This window comes from Bartonella sp. AP65SXKL, from assembly GCF_042195725.1.
Classification (GTDB): Bacteria; Pseudomonadota; Alphaproteobacteria; order Rhizobiales; family Rhizobiaceae; genus Bartonella.
The window spans coordinates 197,160-214,321 of sequence record NZ_JBHIOW010000001.1 but is presented as its reverse complement, the minus strand read 5'-3'; the positions used below and the strand labels follow the sequence as shown (position 1 = coordinate 214,321).

Annotated in this window: 14 protein-coding genes; 11 read left to right on the top strand and 3 right to left on the bottom strand. The window is 37.4% G+C overall.

Going from position 1 to position 17,162, the window contains the following annotated elements; all coding sequences use genetic code 11:
* Positions 1 to 294: 294 nt before the first annotated feature.
* From ACFIMP_RS00875 to ACFIMP_RS00865, 3 genes are read right to left on the bottom strand one after another with little or no spacing between them, the layout of a single operon-like run.
* A complete protein-coding gene (locus tag ACFIMP_RS00875) occupies positions 295 to 834 on the bottom strand; it encodes a DUF1254 domain-containing protein (protein ID WP_375685898.1) in 540 nt (179 codons plus the stop codon).
* Positions 827 to 1,423, bottom strand: a complete 597-nt coding sequence (locus ACFIMP_RS00870; RefSeq protein WP_375681164.1) for a DUF1214 domain-containing protein — start codon at positions 1,421 to 1,423, stop codon at positions 827 to 829. Before ACFIMP_RS00870 ends, ACFIMP_RS00875 begins: the two co-directional genes overlap by 8 nt.
* Positions 1,424 to 1,440: 17 nt before the next feature.
* Complete coding sequence (locus tag ACFIMP_RS00865) at positions 1,441 to 3,591, bottom strand: transglycosylase domain-containing protein (protein WP_375685897.1); 2,151 nt, start codon at positions 3,589 to 3,591, stop codon at positions 1,441 to 1,443.
* A gap of 346 nt (positions 3,592 to 3,937) precedes the next feature.
* On the opposite strand from ACFIMP_RS00865, the gene ACFIMP_RS00860 reads away from it, so the two are divergent.
* The 11 genes from ACFIMP_RS00860 (at position 3,938) to ACFIMP_RS00810 (ending at position 17,123) form a co-directional block, all read left to right on the top strand.
* The gene (locus tag ACFIMP_RS00860; protein ID WP_273723886.1) at positions 3,938 to 4,174 is read left to right on the top strand and encodes a hypothetical protein; all 237 of its coding nucleotides are present in this window, start codon (positions 3,938 to 3,940) and stop codon (positions 4,172 to 4,174) included.
* Between the two features lie 21 nt (positions 4,175 to 4,195).
* A complete protein-coding gene (locus ACFIMP_RS00855) occupies positions 4,196 to 4,861 on the top strand; it encodes a response regulator transcription factor (protein ID WP_375611293.1) in 666 nt (221 codons plus the stop codon).
* Complete coding sequence (locus ACFIMP_RS00850) at positions 4,861 to 6,279, top strand: ATP-binding protein (RefSeq protein WP_375685896.1); 1,419 nt, start codon at positions 4,861 to 4,863, stop codon at positions 6,277 to 6,279. Before ACFIMP_RS00855 ends, ACFIMP_RS00850 begins: the two co-directional genes overlap by 1 nt.
* Positions 6,280 to 6,513: 234 nt before the next feature.
* Entirely contained in the window at positions 6,514 to 7,284 is a 771-nt protein-coding gene (locus tag ACFIMP_RS00845; RefSeq protein ID WP_375640259.1) for a tetratricopeptide repeat protein, read from the top strand.
* 77 nt (positions 7,285 to 7,361) lie between these two features.
* Positions 7,362 to 7,841, top strand: coding sequence for a cytochrome c maturation protein CcmE (gene ccmE, locus ACFIMP_RS00840; protein ID WP_375611160.1), 480 nt, complete (start codon positions 7,362 to 7,364; stop codon positions 7,839 to 7,841).
* Positions 7,842 to 7,848: 7 nt separating this feature from the next.
* Positions 7,849 to 9,828: a heme lyase CcmF/NrfE family subunit gene (locus tag ACFIMP_RS00835; RefSeq protein WP_375638065.1), complete on the top strand. Its 1,980-nt coding sequence runs from the start codon at positions 7,849 to 7,851 to the stop codon at positions 9,826 to 9,828.
* Between the two features lies 1 nt (position 9,829).
* Positions 9,830 to 10,240, top strand: a complete 411-nt coding sequence (locus ACFIMP_RS00830) for a cytochrome c-type biogenesis protein (protein WP_375628209.1) — start codon at positions 9,830 to 9,832, stop codon at positions 10,238 to 10,240.
* A gap of 218 nt (positions 10,241 to 10,458) precedes the next feature.
* Positions 10,459 to 11,970, top strand: coding sequence for a Do family serine endopeptidase (locus ACFIMP_RS00825; RefSeq protein WP_375611163.1), 1,512 nt, complete (start codon positions 10,459 to 10,461; stop codon positions 11,968 to 11,970).
* Between the two features lie 72 nt (positions 11,971 to 12,042).
* Complete coding sequence (locus ACFIMP_RS00820; protein ID WP_273791552.1) at positions 12,043 to 12,729, top strand: response regulator transcription factor; 687 nt, start codon at positions 12,043 to 12,045, stop codon at positions 12,727 to 12,729.
* Positions 12,726 to 14,108, top strand: a complete 1,383-nt coding sequence (locus ACFIMP_RS00815; protein ID WP_375652306.1) for a sensor histidine kinase — start codon at positions 12,726 to 12,728, stop codon at positions 14,106 to 14,108. The genes ACFIMP_RS00820 and ACFIMP_RS00815 overlap by 4 nt, the downstream gene beginning before the upstream one ends.
* 69 nt (positions 14,109 to 14,177) lie before the next feature.
* Positions 14,178 to 17,123, top strand: a complete 2,946-nt coding sequence (locus tag ACFIMP_RS00810; protein WP_375685895.1) for a bifunctional [glutamine synthetase] adenylyltransferase/[glutamine synthetase]-adenylyl-L-tyrosine phosphorylase — start codon at positions 14,178 to 14,180, stop codon at positions 17,121 to 17,123.
* The last annotated feature ends 39 nt before the right edge of the window (positions 17,124 to 17,162 follow it).

The window sequence follows — 17,162 nt, the reverse complement described above, 5'->3', positions numbered from 1 at the left end:
AAAAGAAGTAAACTCAAATAACAAGTTTTACGGTTGTTAGCAGCATATTTTTTTAGAACTTTACTCTTGATTTTTCTCTTCTGATTGCGGGGAGTGATAATGCGTAATCAAATAGGATATGATGATGTGCAATAGAGATTTCATTCTACCTCAATAAAAAATTGAGGGATCTACAATCAGACAAATCTGAATTCGAATATTCAATTAATAGAGAAAAAAGATAACCATTTTGATAGGCTTCCTGTATTTTGTATAGAAAGGAAGGTGTTGTACAAATGAGAGTTTAGTCCGTTTTTATTCATAAAATATGCGGCAGGTCGCAGATGAAAGAAAAGCTTCACTTTCTTTTTTTGCAAGTGAAGAAGGGGCAAAAATACGTAAAATGATAAAACCTTCATTCAAATTTTTAGCAACCAAAACTGAATTGGCATTTTTTTTAGGTTTTGATTTTTTGAGTTCTATGATTTGTATTGGTTTTCCAATGATAAGATCGAGTGTATTATTAGGGGCTGTTCGGTCATTAAGGCTATAGAAAATAATTCCGTTGTGTGTGTAGGCTGCTAATGACCAAAATTGTCGTGTTTTCAAAGCTTTTAAATGAACAGGTCCATTTTCAAGATTAAATCTACAGACTTTAAGAAGAAAGAGGGGATCAGCAGATTGTTGAATAGGATTATCGGGAGTAAAAGCAACAAATTGATAAGGGACTCTGGATTTTTTAAGTGCTGTCCATATATTATCCTGTGCCCAATAGGGGATCAGAAAGAGAACGCAAATATGAACGATAATAGCGCCAATGATTGCAAGAAGTGCGGTATAAATAAATCTAGTCACAATTTATTTGTCCTGATGGGATTTGTTCTATTGATGGCATTGTAAGCTTTTGTAATGCCGTTGCAGAGATGATTGAGGTATCGTATAAGGTAAGAATAAGCCCGAATTCTTTTTGACTAACTGTTGCAAGCCAATTGCCGGCTTGCGGTGTGGGTGAAATATTGATGCGCAATGAGCCATCATGCTCATAGATAATATTGTCAGTGTGGAGTTCAAAAGGTATTTCTTTGGATGAAGTATAAGGTTTTAGGGATTTGTCAGCTGTATAAAGGGTAAAAAGACGGGTTTCAGGGATGGTGCCTTTGAGTAAATAATGACAGTGATGATGAAGTGGACGCTCTTGGTTATCTTGCCAAATCTGGAATTGAATACCTTCAGTTCGTCCGAGTGAAACAATGCCTTGTTTAGCGGTGCGGGCGCGGGTATAAGGATCCATATTGGCTGTTCCCATTTGTGGATAAGCACTCCATTTTCCAATTCTAAAGAGTCCAAAATGAGGAAAGGAATTGAGCACATAATCGACACTCAGTGTTCCACATAAAATGGAAAAAGCGAAGATAAAAAAGAAAATGGTGATATTAAAAAACATCAGTGAATATCTTGAATTCAAAATGTTGAATCTCCAGTTGTTTTCATTTTCAAAGAAATTACAGATGTTTTTTTCAGATCTTTGTTAATCAATCGCACAATATTCAATGTTTCAGGAGAAAGCGTAGAGGGTATTGGAGGAGGAACTTCAGAATCTGCATGGGAAGAAAGTACTGGGGGCTGATAAGGAAGGAGAGAATCTTTAACACCATAGAGCTGTTTGAGCATGATATTTTGATGTGCAGCAAGCATGATGCGATGCCATATCATGGCAGGAACGCCACCCCCAAAAGCACGATTCATCGGTGAAAAGTTATCATTTCCCATCCATACCGCTCCTGTATAATTGCCTGTAAAGCCAACAAACCAAGCATCACGATAAGATTGTGATGTTCCAGTTTTCCCAGCGACGAGAGTCATGGGTAGAGCAGCACGCTTACCAGATCCTCGTGTCGTGACACCCACCATCATTTGGTTCATATAAGCTGTTGATTGTTGACTCAGAACTCGGTGTAGTTTTTTTCCGTTATGTTCGAAATCCCATACCACATGCCCATCGATTGTTCTGATTTGCGTGAACCCATGACGATTACCAGCTATCCCGCCATTCGCAAAGACATTAAAGCCAGTTGCTTGATCCATGGGGGTCATGTTGGAAGTACCAAGAACCATTGTTTTGTGTGATAAAATATGCGCGTTAATCCCCATATTCTTTATGAGATCTATGATGGGTTGGGTATCACGGTTAAGATATTGATAGGTGAGATACACAGGGACTGTATTAATAGAAAAAGCTAAAGCTGTTGCTAAATCAATTTTTCCCAAATAACGACCAGAATTATTTTTTGGTGTCCAACCTCCCCAATTGATAGGAGCATCTAAAACGATTGTCGAGGGAGACAGTCCGTGTTCCAGTGCGGTTGCGTAAACATAAGGTTTGAATGAAGAACCAGTTTGCCGTCCGCCTTGTGTTGCTCTGTTAAATTGGCTCTTTTTATAATCTTGTCCTCCAACAATTGCGCATACGGCACCGTTATTATCGAGTATAACGGTGGCAGCTTGGGTTACGCGATATTGTTGACCATATTGATGTAAATGATATGCGATTGATTCTTCTGCTGCTTTTTGAATATTCGGATCAAGGGTCGTTTGAATAATGAAACTATGGCTTGGAAGTTGATTACGCATTTTTTTGACTTCCTCGAATGCCCAATCAAGAAAATAATCTGGCTGATTATTTTCTCTTTGGGGAAGTGCCTTAGCAGGGTGGCGATGCGCATTGATAATTTGGCTCTTCGTCATAAAGCCACTATTAACAAGATTAGAAAGGACGATATTGGCACGTGTTTGAGCTGCAAAGAGATGACTATGAGGAGCATATTTTGTTGGAGCTTTAAAGAGTCCTGCTAACATAGCAGATTCACTTAAAGAGACATGACGTATGTTTTTTCCAAAATAAAATTTTGCCGCTGCGGCAATACCAAAATTGTTTCCTCCCATATAGGCTCGGTCAAGGTAAAGTTGTAAAATCTGCTTTTTGCTAAAATTTGCTTCTAGCCAAAGAGCAAGATAAGCTTCTTTGATTTTACGTGTTATGGTTCTTTCGTTTGTTAAAAATAAATTTTTAGCCAATTGTTGTGTGAGAGTTGAACCACCTTGCACCACACCTTTAGCTTGCATATTTTGTGAAATTGCCCGTGTAAGTCCTTGAAAATCAATGCCCCAATGATCAAAAAAACGACGGTCTTCTGTAGCGAGAACCGCTTTAATAACAGTGTCAGGCATTTCTTCAACGGGGACAGAGATTGCCGGCAGTGCACCACGGTGCCCAATGGAATTTCCATAGCGATCTAGAAAAAGAATGGAAAAGTTTTTAGGAGAAGACCAATCTGTTTTGGTCAGTTCAAAAACAGAAATGCCCAAAATAGTGAAAAGAGTAAATCCCAACAACCCTAATGTCAGTATTTCATCGAGAACTTCAACGATAAAACGTTTCCATCCTTGAAGATGAAAATTTTGTGAGACGATTTTTGCCTTTTTCCAGAAAAAACTGTTAGCAGAACGAATGTGATAAAGCGCTGTGTCTAATCGTGCGTCTAATTCAATGAGAGCAGGACTATGAAATGGCTTACGGTGTTGCCCTTTCTTTTTTTTAAAAAAATCAAACATTTAAAGAGAGCCTATGGCAAAGCAATACAACCAAACAAATCTACAATAATTATATGGAGTAGAAGTATTTTTTTTCTATAGTTCTAACAGAGAAAGAATTTGTTTTAGAATTATGCATTTTTTGTAAGATAGTATATTAATATTTTATTATTTTATTGAATAAATTTTATTCTCATTATTAAAAATATTTTTTTGATTTTTTAAAAATTTGGAGTAATGTTAATATGTTCTTCTGTAAGATAGAGGATAAATTGTTTTCATTTGTGATTTTTTAATCGACTAAAAAAAACCATTATTTCTTTTATCCTTTATCAAGGAAGAGAAGAGATGGGTTATTGAAATATTTATGATGAAAAAAAAATTCTTGTTCGTAATAATAGCAGCTTTTTTAGGAGCAGATTCTGTTCTAGCTTCTGGGTGTGCTGAAGTAGGTAAGAAGGCTGCCGCACAAGAGAGCGGGGTTCTCGTCCGTTCAAAACCGGTTGTTCAGGATGGAAAGGACATGTGTGCAATTGTGGTTGTTGTACCAGCCCGTAATGGTGAAAAGTTACGTCGTGTTGAGTTTTTTGTTCCTGCTGATTAGTCTTTAGCAGATGGTGTTGTGATGCGTATCTTAATCGTTGAAGATGATCGGAATCTTCACCATCAATTAGCAGAAGCTGTAAGACGTGCAGGATATGTTTCCGATAGTGCTTTCGATGGTGAAGAGGCTTATTTTTTAGGGAGCACAGAGTCTTACGACGCGGTGATACTTGATATAGGTTTACCGCAGATTGATGGTATTAGTGTTGTTGAAAAGTGGCGTCAAGAAGGGCTCTCCATGCCTGTTTTAATGCTAACGGCGCGAGACCGTTGGTCTGATAAGGTGCACGGTATTGATGCTGGAGCTGACGATTATGTTGTGAAGCCATTTCATTTGGAGGAAGTGATGGCGCGCTTGCGAGCATTAATTCGTCGCACTACGGGACATGCGACAAGTGCATTATGTTGCGGAAATGTTTTGTTGGATACAAAGACGTCTCGTGTTTTTGTGGATGGTCAATTGATTAAACTAACATCTTATGAATTCAGACTGCTTTCGTATCTCATGCATCATTGTGACAGGGTCATTTCAAGAACAGAGCTTACTGAACATCTTTATGATCAGGATTTTGATAAGGATTCGAATACGGTGGAAGTCTTTGTAGGTCGGTTACGGAAAAAGCTTGGAGTGAATTTGATTGAAACTATTCGAGGAATGGGATATCGCGTGAGAACGCGAGGTGATTAATGAATGTTTTTGAAGAGAATAATTGGTATAGGAGGTTCTTTTTTGTAATTACTCGATCTCTCAGTTTACGTGTTATGATCTTATCAACATTATGGGTTGTTATTTCTCTTTTATCGATTTCTGCAGTAAGTATTTTATTTTATAAGCGTTCGACTGAACAAAGCCTAGAGCGTATCCTTTCTGCTCAACTCTACAGTCTTATTGCAACAGTGACGGTGTCATCGGAAGGTACTTTGATAGGAGGGGCTGGGATTGATGATATTCGTTATTCTGATCCAACAACAGGATGGTATTGGGAAGTTGTTGCGATATCCCATAATTTAAAAGGAAGATTGACATCTCCCTCATTGGGAACAGGCGAGATATTTACACCAAGTGATGTTGATATACCTTTTGACAATAAATTCTTTCGCTCTTATCGGATAACGGGGAACAATGGTCAAAAGCTACAAGTGATTGAGAGTGATGTTGTTCTTGATAATAAAAATCATATTGCACGTTTTCGGCTTGTTGGGAATATCGATGAAGCTCATGCCCAGGTAAAGGAATTTAAGCGAACTTTGCAAATTTTTCTTTGGAGTTTCGGTATCGGGAGTGTTCTTATTAATATTGCTATTATTTTCTTTAGTTTTCAACCGTTGAAGCTTATTCGATGTGCATTGAATGATATTCGCGAAGGAAGAGTTCATTATGTGAATACGGATTTAGTAAGCGAAGTGATGCCGCTTGTACAAGAGATGAATGCTCTCATTAATAATAATCAGCGTATTATCGAGCGATTTCGCACACAGGTTGGTAATCTCGCGCATTCATTGAAGACGCCTCTATCCGTGATTATGAATGAGACAGATAAGATGCGCGGAGAAAAGGCTAGTTTGTTGAGAGAGCAAACGCAAATAATGCAAGCTCAAATCAATCATTATCTTCAGCGTGCGCGGATTGCAGCACAATGCGATAGTGTTGTCTATCATACGTCTGTTCGCAGTGTGCTTGAACGCTTGGTGCGGGTTATGAAAAAGCTTAATCCTGAAAAACAAATTCAATTTATTATGGATGTTGATGATATTGTTTTTTCTGGAGAGAAGGAAGATTTAGAAGAAATTATAGGGAATTTGATTGAAAATGCTACTCAGTGGTCTCGCGCAAAGGTTTTGATCTCTTGTTGTTTAGAAGAAAATGCTGAAGAAACAGAATATTTTAGTATCTTTGTAGAAGATGATGGTCCTGGTTTAACAGAAGACAAAATTGATGAAGCATTAAAAAGAGGGCGGCGGTTTAATGAAAGTAAACTAGGGTCAGGCTTAGGGTTAGCAATTGTTTCAGATATGGTCAGTGAATATGGTGGCAATCTCTTTTTATCACGTTCTGATTTGGGTGGGTTGTATGCAAAAGTTTTATTACCTAAGATGGGAGAATAACATATTTTCTCCTTAAGCAAGAAATGTCTATAAAGTTTGTAAAGCAGTATTTTCAGATAATACATCAAAGAGTAGGGAAACATTGTTTTTAGTTTCTTTGTTTAATTGATATATATAATAGATTTTATAATATTCTCCATGAAAAAATGAATTTTTATTAATTCACATCACTTTTCTCATGAAGAGGATAAAATGTAAGCGAGTTATTCTCTGTTCGTATTGGAAAAAAACGATATGCTCTTATTGATTTTTGCAGCATTTTTTCTGATTTTTCTGGCAAGTGTTCTTTTTCTTTCACTACGTTTTGACGATGAGATAAAAAAAGAATGGAAAGTTCAAACCGTGGGTGGTTATAGAAGCCATAAGCGTATGATTGAGTTTAACAAGCTTTATATGCATTATAAAAAAAGAAATATTCTTAAGGCTTTAAGTATCTTGTTTGTTCTCCTTATGACATGGAATATTTATGGGCTGACAGGCAATCCAGAAGTGAAAAGTTATTTTTTTAGCGAATTAATGGATAAGGATCCTCAAACTCTTAGTAAGCAAGAAAAGCTTATTCGTTTACAAGTGCTTTTTTTCCGTGCACCTCATGATGGCAAGCTAGCAGATGCGTTAGCGGTAGGGTATCTCGAAGAAAGCCTTTTTCAAGAAGCAGTGAATACTTATTTAGATGCACTTCGTTTGAATGGAGAAACAGCTCCAAGGCTTGTAGGATACGGTTTAGCATTGGTTGGTTATGAAGGGGGAGTGATAACGCAAGAAGCGCAAAATGCTTTTCAAAAAGCAGCAGATTTAGCGCCAACAGATTTTTATCCACGTTTATTGTTAGCCGATGCATTGCATCAAGCAGGAAAAACTGCACAGGCAGTGCAATTTTTACAAAGCTTTCTTGATACAATGCCTGAAAATTTTTCAGGACAATCACGTGTTAAAAAAATGATGATTCAGTTACGTGATTTATCGAGTAAGCATACAAAGAAAAGAAATCTTGCACCTATGTAGAAGATGTGCAAAGCTCTTAAAAAATAAAATATTGATACTTAATTATAACGTATTTAAAATTTTTTCGCAGAGTGTCTATGAACAGTCAATCTTTAAAGAATTCTGCCTCATGGAAGGTTATTTTAGAGCAGCGAAAAAAAAAGCGCTTACTGATCATATTATTATGTTGTTTGGTTATGACAATTGCAGCAAGTCTCATAGTGTATGCAATGCGTCATGCGGTCAGTTTTTTTAGAATGCCCTCTGAAATTACAAGAGAAGATATTTTAACGGAGCGCCCTTTGCGTTTGGGTGGCTTTGTTGAAAAGGGAACTGTTCAATATGTTGGAGAGAGAGGCGTTGTTTTTTTTGTAACGGATAACAAAAAACATGAAAAAGTAGTTTTCAATGGTGCCTTACCGGATCTTTTTCGTGAAGGTCAGGGGGTGATCGTAGAAGGGCATTTCGATAAACAGGGCTTTTTTATAGGGATGCGTATTTTAGCAAAACATGATGAAACTTATATGCCTAAAGAAACAGCTGATCGTTTGAAAAAACATTACATTATGGAGAAATAATTCGATTGTGCTTGTCGAACTGGGTCATATTTTTTTAGCTGCAGCATTTTCAGTAAGCTTATTAGGGGCATTTTTACCTGCTTTAGGTTTTTGGTGGAGAGAGCGTTTGTTAATGCAAACAGTTGTTCCTCTAACATATATCACTTTTACATTACTGCTTTTATCTTTTTTAGTGATAATTTATGCTTATGTCGTATCTGATTTTTCTGTTTTGAACGTTGTTGAGAATTCTCATTCAGAAAAACCGATGCTCTATAAAATTACAGGTGTTTGGGGCAACCACGAAGGCTCTATGTTGTTATGGGTTTTAAGTCTTGCTTTTTTTAGCGCATTGATGGCTTTTTTTAGCCAACATTTGCCAGAAGATTTTAAGACGCTTGTTTTAATTTGCCAAAGTTGGATTACAACTGCTTTTCTTTTATTTATTCTTTTTGTATCCAATCCATTTTTACGCGTGAATCCACCAGCATTGCAGGGAAATGGTCTCAATCCTCTTTTACAAGATATCGCATTAGCAATTCATCCACCGCTACTTTATTTAGGTTATGTCGGTTTTTCACTTTGTTTTTCTTTTGCCGTTGCGGCATTGATTATGGGACAGGTTGATAGAATTTGGGCGCGTGGGATTCGTCCGTGGCTTTTACTTGCTTGGTGTTTTTTGACATTGGGTATTATGGTTGGCTCTTATTGGGCTTATTATGAGCTAGGATGGGGGGGGTATTGGTTTTGGGATCCTGTTGAAAATGTTTCGTTTATGCCGTGGCTTTCAGGAACGGCTCTTTTACATTCTGCTCTTGTTCTCGAAAAACGAGAAATATTGAAAAGTTGGACTCTGTTTTTAGCGCTGCTTACTTTTTCCCTTTCTCTGATGGGAACTTTTCTTGTGCGTTCTGGGCTTTTAGTTTCTGTTCATAGTTTTGCTGTTGATCCAGCACGCGGGCAAGCAATTCTTGCTCTTTTATTTTTTTTTACGGGAGCTGCTTTTCTTCTTTTTGCTTTGCGTACCCCTATTTTAAAAACAGAAAGATTTTTTCAACCAATTTCACGTGAAGGGTTTATTGTTTTAAATAACTTGTTACTGACAACAATAACAGCAACAGTATTGATTGGTACGCTTTATCCTTATTTTATTGAGATATTAACAGGGCAAAAAATTTCTGTAGGGGCTGCTTTTTTTAATCTTACCTGTGGACCGCTAATGGTTTTGCTGTTGTTGTTTGTTCCATTTGGGACAATGATGGCATGGAAACGCGGTGATTTTCTTGCAGTTTTTGAACGCTTGTGGTTTGTTTTTGTATTGGTTGGTATCGTCTGTTTTATAATATTCTATGCGACATCTGTGCGTGATATTTTTGCAGTTTTAGGGATTGGGCTTTCAGCGTTTGTTTTTTTAGGCAGTTTAGCGGATCTATGGGGAAAGAGTGGATATGGCAAGAGAGCTTTTTCAGTACGCGTTAAGAGATTTCTTGGATTGCCATGGTCTACTTTTGGTGCAGCAATAGCACATATGGGATTAGGCGTTACATTATTTGGTATTGTTTGCGTAGCAAGTTTTGGGCAAGAACGTATTTTAATCATGAACGAAGGGGATAGGGTGACGATAGCGGATAAAACGCTTCATTTTGATGCAGTGTATGATGGTGTTGGTTCGAATTATTCGACAATGGAGTTTTATTTTAAAATATATGAAAATAAAAACATTGTAGGTCATGTAACAGCCTCAAAGCGATTTTATTCAAGCCAAAATACATCAATAACAGAAGTTGGTCTTAAAAATCATGGCTTATCACAGCTATATATTGTACCGGGACATATTGATAATCGGGGTCTCGTTGTGCACGTATGGTGGAAGCCTTATGTAATATGTATTTGGTTAGGGGCATTCATGATGGCTATGGGGGGATGTCTTTCTCTTTTGGGGTATTGGTTTCGCATTGGCATGTACAATAGGGTAGTGCTTGCTTTAAATTTTTGGAAAAGACATTGAGATGAAAAAAATTCTTTGGATTGTATTTTTTTTAATTGCAACGTTTCCTTTTCGATTAGCAATAGCAGTAGAGCCGGATGAGATTTTAAAGAATAAGATTCTTGAAGCGCGAGCACGCCATATTTCATCGCATTTACGTTGTCCTGTTTGTCAAAATCAATCAATTGATGATTCAGATTCTGCTTTAGCACGTGATTTACGGCTTTTAATTCGGGAAAGGCTAAAAATGGGCTATAGTAATCAGCAAGTCACTGACTTTCTTGTTGAGCGATATGGTGAATTTATTCTCTTGAAACCACCATTGAATAAGATAACTTGGTTTTTATGGTTCTCGCCTTTGATCATTATTATCATTGGCGTAAGTATTATATTTTTCCACTTCAAACGAAATAATCATGAGTTATGTGAATGAAAAAGAACAGTCAAAAATGTCATTGCATTAAAAAAAATGTTACATAAAAGAAAAAAATCAGATCATCTGCAATGAGCAGACAATCTTATTGTAATTATATTAGGGAATACTGAAACCTTACAAAACTTTAATAATTTAGACAGAAAACGGTAAGGTCTGGTATTTTATAAGTGATCGGAATTGAAATAAAGGTATGATTGAATAGGAGCATAGAATAAATGGTTAAAAAGGCTTTCTTTAAAACATTTGTCGCAGTGAGTTTTTCTGCGATATTGGAAAGTGCACTGTTTTTTAGTGGATGTACATCAAGCTTGTGGATGACAAAGGCTCATGCAAGTTCTGTATTTACTTCGTTAATGCAACAACAGGGATTTGCCGATATTGTTGCTCAAGTGAAACCAGCCGTTGTAGCAGTACAAGTAAAGAGCAATAAAAAGAAAGAAGATAGGTTCTTTAGCAACTTTTTTAGTGGTCCAGGACTTGATCAATTACCAGATCAGCATCCTTTAAAAAGATTTTTTAAAGAGTTTTATGATTTTGATAAACCTAAAAATAAATTTCCGCACCAATCGCAGAGACTCCGTCCTGTTGCTTTTGGATCGGGTTTTTTTATTTCGTCTGATGGTTACATTGTGACCAATGATCATGTGATTTCTGACGGAACAAGTTATACTGTTGTTCTTGATGATGGTACAGAATTGAACGCAAAGCTCATTGGGAAAGACCCCAAAACCGACCTTGCCGTATTAAAAGTGAATGATAAAAGAAAATTTTCTTATGTTGATTTTGGTGATGATTCAAAGCTTCGTGTTGGGGATTGGGTTGTTGCCATTGGGAATCCATTTGGTCTTGGTGGAACTGTGACAGCAGGTATTGTTTCTGCACGTGGACGTGATATTGGCACTGGTGTGTACGATGATTTTATTCAGATTGATGCTGCTGTTAATAGAGGAAACTCTGGTGGTCCAACGTTTGATCTTAATGGAAAGGTTGTTGGGGTTAATACAGCAATTTTTTCTCCTTCTGGAGGAAATGTTGGGATTGCTTTTGCTATTCCAGCAGCGACTGTAAAACAGGTTGTACAACAACTTATTGAAAAAGGTTCAGTTCAACGTGGTTGGTTAGGTGTTCAGATTCAGCCGGTAACAAAGGAGATTTCCGATTCAATAGGATTGAAAGAAGCCAAAGGTGCTTTGGTTACTGATCCGTTAAAAGGACCGGCAGAAAAGGCTGGTATTAAAGCGGGTGATGTAATTATTTCAGTGAATAATGAAAAAGTTGCTGATGCGCGTGAGCTGGCGAAACGTATTGCAAATATTAAACCAGGAGAAATGGTAACCATAGGGATTTGGAGATCAGGTAAGGAGGAGAGTATAAAGGTTAAACTCGCTTCAATGTCTGAAGATGAAAGTAAGAAAGAGACTTCAAAATATTCAAATGGACAGAGTGATTTAGATGAAACATTGGAAGATTATGGTTTGATTGTTATGCCTTCTGATGATGGTGTAGGGGTTGTCGTAACGGATGTCGATACCGATTCAGATGCTGCAGATAAAGGGATACGCCCTGGTGATATCATTGTGACAGTAAATAATAAACCAGTTAAACGAGTCTCTGATATTATTAACACAATCAAAAATGCTCAGCAGTTAGGACGAAAGGCTATACTCTTACAAGTGCGAACAAATGATCAAAATCGTTTTGTTGCTCTTCCAATTTTCAAAAAATAAAGCTTTAGTTGTAGGACAAATATTTATTAAACATTTGTCCTACAACATAATAAAATAATGGAGATACGTTTTATGAAGATACTCGTTATTGAAGATGATCATGAGACGGGGCATTATCTCGAAAAAGCATTTTTGGAAGTAGGGCATTCTGTTGATGTTGCTTATGATGGAGATACGGGATACGCTTTAGCAACCACGGAAAATTATGACGTTATGGTTGTTGACCGAATGCTTTTGCATCGTGATGGTCTTTCTATTATTGCTGAATTGCGCGCTAAAGGCAATGAAACACCGGTTCTTATTCTGTCTGCTTTAGGGCAAGTTAATGATCGTGTAACGGGGCTGCGTGCAGGGGGAGATGATTATTTGACAAAGCCTTATGCTTTTTCTGAACTTCTTGCGCGTGTTGAAGTTTTACAACGGCGGAAAAATCCTAAAGAAGCAGAAACTGTTTACTGTGTAGGTAATCTTGAGCTTGATCGGTTAGCACATACGGTAAAACGAGGTGATAGAAACATTCTATTGCAACCACGAGAGTTTCGTTTACTTGAATATTTGATGCGTTATGCGGGGCAGGTTGTTACACGCACTATGCTTTTGGAAAACGTTTGGAATTACCATTTTGATCCACAAACGAATGTCATTGATGTCCATATCTCTCGTTTGAGAGCCAAAATTGAAAAAGATTTTGATGTTCCCCTTCTCCACACAGTGCGTGGAGCTGGATATATGCTGAAAGTACCAGATAACAAAGCATGAATCGTTTGATTAATATAATGCGCACGACGGCGCTAAGGCTTTCAGCACTTTACATTTTATTGTTTGGATTGGTGGCAACAGGACTTTCTATTTATATGACGGCATTTTCTGCTTCATTGTTAACAGAGCAAACTGAACAGGCTTTACATGAAGAATTAAAGTATATTGAAAATGCTTATAATTATGGGGGATTATCCTTATTAATGCGCACTATTGATTATCGTTCAAGACAACCAGGAGCATTTCTTTATCTTGTTACAGATTCTATGGGGCGTATTTTAGCAGGAAATGTAGCACGTATTGAATTAGGTCTTTTGAATCAGAGTGGTTTTATTTCTACCTCTTTTTTGTATTCCCGTTTTGGAGAACATGGCAAAACAAGTGAACATCGCGCTTTGGCGGTCATTGTTGATTTACCTAATGCTATGAAGATTCTTATAGGACGTGATTTGGATGAGCCAGAACGTTTTGCTGTTGTTATTCGCAAAGCTGTGATCATTGCACTTGCTGCAATGGTTGGAGGCGCTTTACTCATATGGTTTTTTGTTGGCAGGAGAGCTTTACAAAGGATTGATCATGTAACGGCTGCATCACAGCGCTTGATGGATGGTGATTTCAGTGGGCGTTTACCTGTTTCTGGAGTAGGGGATGAGTTTGATCGATTGTCAACCAATCTTAATGTTATGTTAGACCGCATTGAAGAGTTAAATATTGGTTTACGTCAAGTATCAGATAATATTGCTCATGATCTGAAAACGCCGTTAACGCGTCTTAGAAATCGCGCTGAAGAAGCGCTTTCAGGAAATAAGACAAAGCTTGAATATCGTCAGGTCCTTGATAGGGTTATTGCAGAATCAGATCAACTTATTTGTACGTTCAATGCGATTTTAATGATTTCACGTATTGAGGCCAGCAGTGCAATTGAACATCTTGAAATGATGAATATGAAACTGATCCTTGAGGATGCTGTTGAGCTTTACGAACCTTTTGCTGAAGAGTCAGGTGTTTTACTTCAGTTGGGAGATATATTTGATAAAGAGCTAAAATTGAATCGTGAGCTTGTTGCGCAATCAATTTTTAATCTTATAGATAATGCAATTAAATATGCGCCTAAAGGTGGAAGGCAAGCGAAGGTTTGCTTATCAATGGAATATCGTGATGAACATTTATTAGTTGTTGTGAGCGATAATGGACCAGGAATAGCAGAGGATAAACGTGAAAAAGTGACAGAACGATTTGTTCGTCTTGAAGAAAGCCGCACACAACCTGGGTTTGGGATTGGTTTAAGTATAGCAAAAGCGGTTATGAAGCTTCACGGGGGTGAATTGTTACTTGAAAATGCAAATCCAGGGCTTAGGGCTGTTTTGTTATTTCCTTAAAGATATTTTTCTTCACTTTCATACGTAACAACTATTTTAAAAGTATAAAGCAATAGAAAGGAAAGCAAAATGCTTTTCAAGGGAGCAGAGACGAAACAAGCTTTTTTAAAAACACAGCTTTTCCCTTTATGTCCTCTCGATAAAAGTGGTTCCCAATGGTTAAAAGACATGGAAGAACAAGCAAGGAAAGAAGGTTTAGAATCGCTTGTTTCCATCATTTCAGAGAGTGGAACGCAGATTGATTTTATCAGTTCGGTTATGACCTTATCTCCTTTTTTGCGTGAGGTTTTAATTGCCAACCCATCATATCTTAGTGCTTTATTAAATGTTGATATAGAAACAAGGCTGAGCGAAATTATAGATGATATTACAGCTATTGATAAAGATGAAGCTATAAATGAAACTTCATTGATGGCTGCTTTAAGGCGCAAAAAACGAGAAGCGCATGTTCTTATTGCTTTAGCTGATTTGGGTGGTGTTTTTACTTACGAAGTTTCATGTGCTTGGTTGACACGTTTGGGCGAAGCAGCATTAAGTGTAGCACTACGTTTTCTATTAAGAGAAGCGCATGATCATGGTAAGATCAATTTATTAAGCCGTGAGAATCCAGAAAAAGACTGTGGTTTAATTATTTTAGGGATGGGAAAGTTAGGAGCAGGGGAACTTAATTATTCTTCTGATATTGATCTTATTGTTTTCATTGATGAAACATCACCTCATATTGGTAATCTTTCTGAAAGTGTTGACGTATTTTCTAAAATGGTACGCCGATTAATCCGTATCATTCAAGAACGCACTGCGGAAGGATATGTTTTTCGTCTTGATTTTCGTCTTCGTCCAGATCCAGGTTCAACCCCTTTGGCCTTACCAGTAAGGACTGCATTGCGTTATTACGAAGGGCGTGGGCAAAATTGGGAACGAGCAGCCATGATTAAAGCACGTCCAGTTGCTGGTGATAAGAGGGCAGGTTTTAACTTTCTCAAAGAGCTTTTTCCCTATGTGTGGCGGAAATATTTAGATTATGCTGCTATTGCTGATATTCATTCGATCAAACGTCAAATTCATGCGCATAAAAATTACGGTCAAATTGCAGCTTATGGGCATAATATAAAGTTAGGTCGTGGTGGTATTCGTGAGATTGAGTTTTTTGTTCAGACACAGCAGCTCATTGCTGGTGGACGTTTTCCTCAATTACGTGGACGTCAGACAGTTGCAATGTTAGCAGAACTTCACACGCTTGGTTGGATCAGTGAGAAAACGAGAAATAGCCTTATAAAAAGTTATGCTTTTCTTCGAAATGTGGAACATCGTATTCAAATGCTTTTCGATGAACAAACACATCTTCTTCCAAATGATACTGCTCAATTCACGAGTGTTGCCTATTTAATGGGTTATCAAGACAGTAGCAGTTTTATCCGTGATTTATTAAAAACACTTCAGATTGTTGAAAAACATTATGCTGCACTGTTTGAGAATGAGCAAGAACTTGGTTTAGAAATTGGTAATTTAGTTTTTACCGGTGAAGAAGATGATCCGGAGACATTAATAACGTTAAGCCGTTTAGGCTTCGAAAGAGCAAGTGATATTTGTCGTATTATGCGCACGCTCCATTTTGGTCGTTATAAAGCAACGCAATCAGCCGAAGCACGCGAGAGATTAACGGAATTAACACCAGCTCTTTTGAAAGCTTTTGGTGGGACAAAACGAGCTGATGAGGCGATGTTGCGTTTTGATGGTTTTTTACAGGGCTTACCTTCAGGAATTCAGCTTTTTAGTCTTTTGCAGTCTAATCCTTCTCTTTTGGATATGCTTGTCCTTATTATGGGGGCTGCTCCACGTCTTGCAGAAATTATTGCACGCAGGTCCCATGTTTTTGATGGAATGTTAGATCCGAATATTCTTTCAGAATTACCGACCAAAACGTACTTAGAAAAACGGCTTGAATATTTTCTTGAAAATGTTCTTTCTTATGAGGAAATTCTTGATCATTTAAGGATTTTTGCAGATGAACAACGTTTTTTGATTGGTATTCGAATTTTAAACGGTACAATTACAGGAGAAAGAGCGGGTTTTGCTTTTACTGCGCTTGCTGATCTTATGATTACAAAAACATTTGCTACCGTTCAAGAGGAATTTTCTCGTCTTCATGGTCGTATTAAAGGAGGGCGTGTTGGCATATTGGGTATGGGGAAGCTTGGAAGTCGCGAATTAACAGCAGATTCCGATGTTGACCTCGTTTTGCTTTATGAACACGATGATGATGCAGAAATATCTGATGGAGAAAAGCCTCTTTATATCTCTCAATATTATACGCGTTTAGCACAGCGCCTCGTTTCTGCTTTATCCACTCTTACAAGCCAAGGTATTCTTTATGTCGTTGATTTAAGGTTACGGCCATTAGGCAATAAAGGACCTATTGCTGTTTCTTTTCCATTTTTTAAAAAGTATTATCGCCAAGAAGCATGGATATGGGAATATCTTGCTTTAACAAGGGCTCGAGGCATTGCAGGAGACCCTGATTTTTTACAAAAGCTAGAAAATGAAGTGTGTGCAATTATTGCTATTTCTCGTGATAAGAAGGAAGTTGCAAAAGAAGTATGTGAAATGCGTGCCTTGATTGCAAAAGAAAAGCCGCCAAAAAATCAATGGGATTTAAAAACGATGTCTGGTGGCATTATGGATTTGGAGTTTATTGCTCAATTTTCTCTTATTACGCATGTCATTGAGTTTCAAATTGGAGCGACGACAGCGGATATTTTAGATCACTTACCAAACAGTTTTCTTAATCAGTCATGTATTGCTGATTTACATTATGCCTATCGTCTTTATACAAATTTGAGTCAAATTATACGGCTTTGCTTAAATGATTCTCTTGATCCCAATGACATGCCACCTGGATTAAGTGACCTTTTGTTGAATAGTGTTGGGGAACCTGATTTGCTTCGTGTTGAAAAATTAATTGCAGAAACTGGGCAATTGGTCTGTTCAGTTTTTACAAAAATCATGAAATATTAAAATAATTCTATAAGAATAAATAAAAATTATTAATTCCAT

Coding starts and splice junctions, on each gene's coding strand:
- ACFIMP_RS00855 (WP_375611293.1), top strand. CDS start 4,196: ATGCGTATCTTAATCGTTGAAGATGATCGGAATCTTCACCATCAATTA.
- ACFIMP_RS00860 (WP_273723886.1), top strand. CDS start 3,938: ATGATGAAAAAAAAATTCTTGTTCGTAATAATAGCAGCTTTTTTAGGA.
- ACFIMP_RS00845 (WP_375640259.1), top strand. CDS start 6,514: ATGCTCTTATTGATTTTTGCAGCATTTTTTCTGATTTTTCTGGCAAGT.
- ACFIMP_RS00815 (WP_375652306.1), top strand. CDS start 12,726: ATGAATCGTTTGATTAATATAATGCGCACGACGGCGCTAAGGCTTTCA.
- ACFIMP_RS00830 (WP_375628209.1), top strand. CDS start 9,830: ATGAAAAAAATTCTTTGGATTGTATTTTTTTTAATTGCAACGTTTCCT.
- ACFIMP_RS00810 (WP_375685895.1), top strand. CDS start 14,178: ATGCTTTTCAAGGGAGCAGAGACGAAACAAGCTTTTTTAAAAACACAG.
- ACFIMP_RS00865 (WP_375685897.1), bottom strand. CDS start 3,591: ATGTTTGATTTTTTTAAAAAAAAGAAAGGGCAACACCGTAAGCCATTT.
- ACFIMP_RS00820 (WP_273791552.1), top strand. CDS start 12,043: ATGAAGATACTCGTTATTGAAGATGATCATGAGACGGGGCATTATCTC.
- ACFIMP_RS00870 (WP_375681164.1), bottom strand. CDS start 1,423: ATGTTTTTTAATATCACCATTTTCTTTTTTATCTTCGCTTTTTCCATT.
- ACFIMP_RS00825 (WP_375611163.1), top strand. CDS start 10,459: ATGGTTAAAAAGGCTTTCTTTAAAACATTTGTCGCAGTGAGTTTTTCT.
- ccmE (WP_375611160.1), top strand. CDS start 7,362: ATGAACAGTCAATCTTTAAAGAATTCTGCCTCATGGAAGGTTATTTTA.
- ACFIMP_RS00850 (WP_375685896.1), top strand. CDS start 4,861: ATGAATGTTTTTGAAGAGAATAATTGGTATAGGAGGTTCTTTTTTGTA.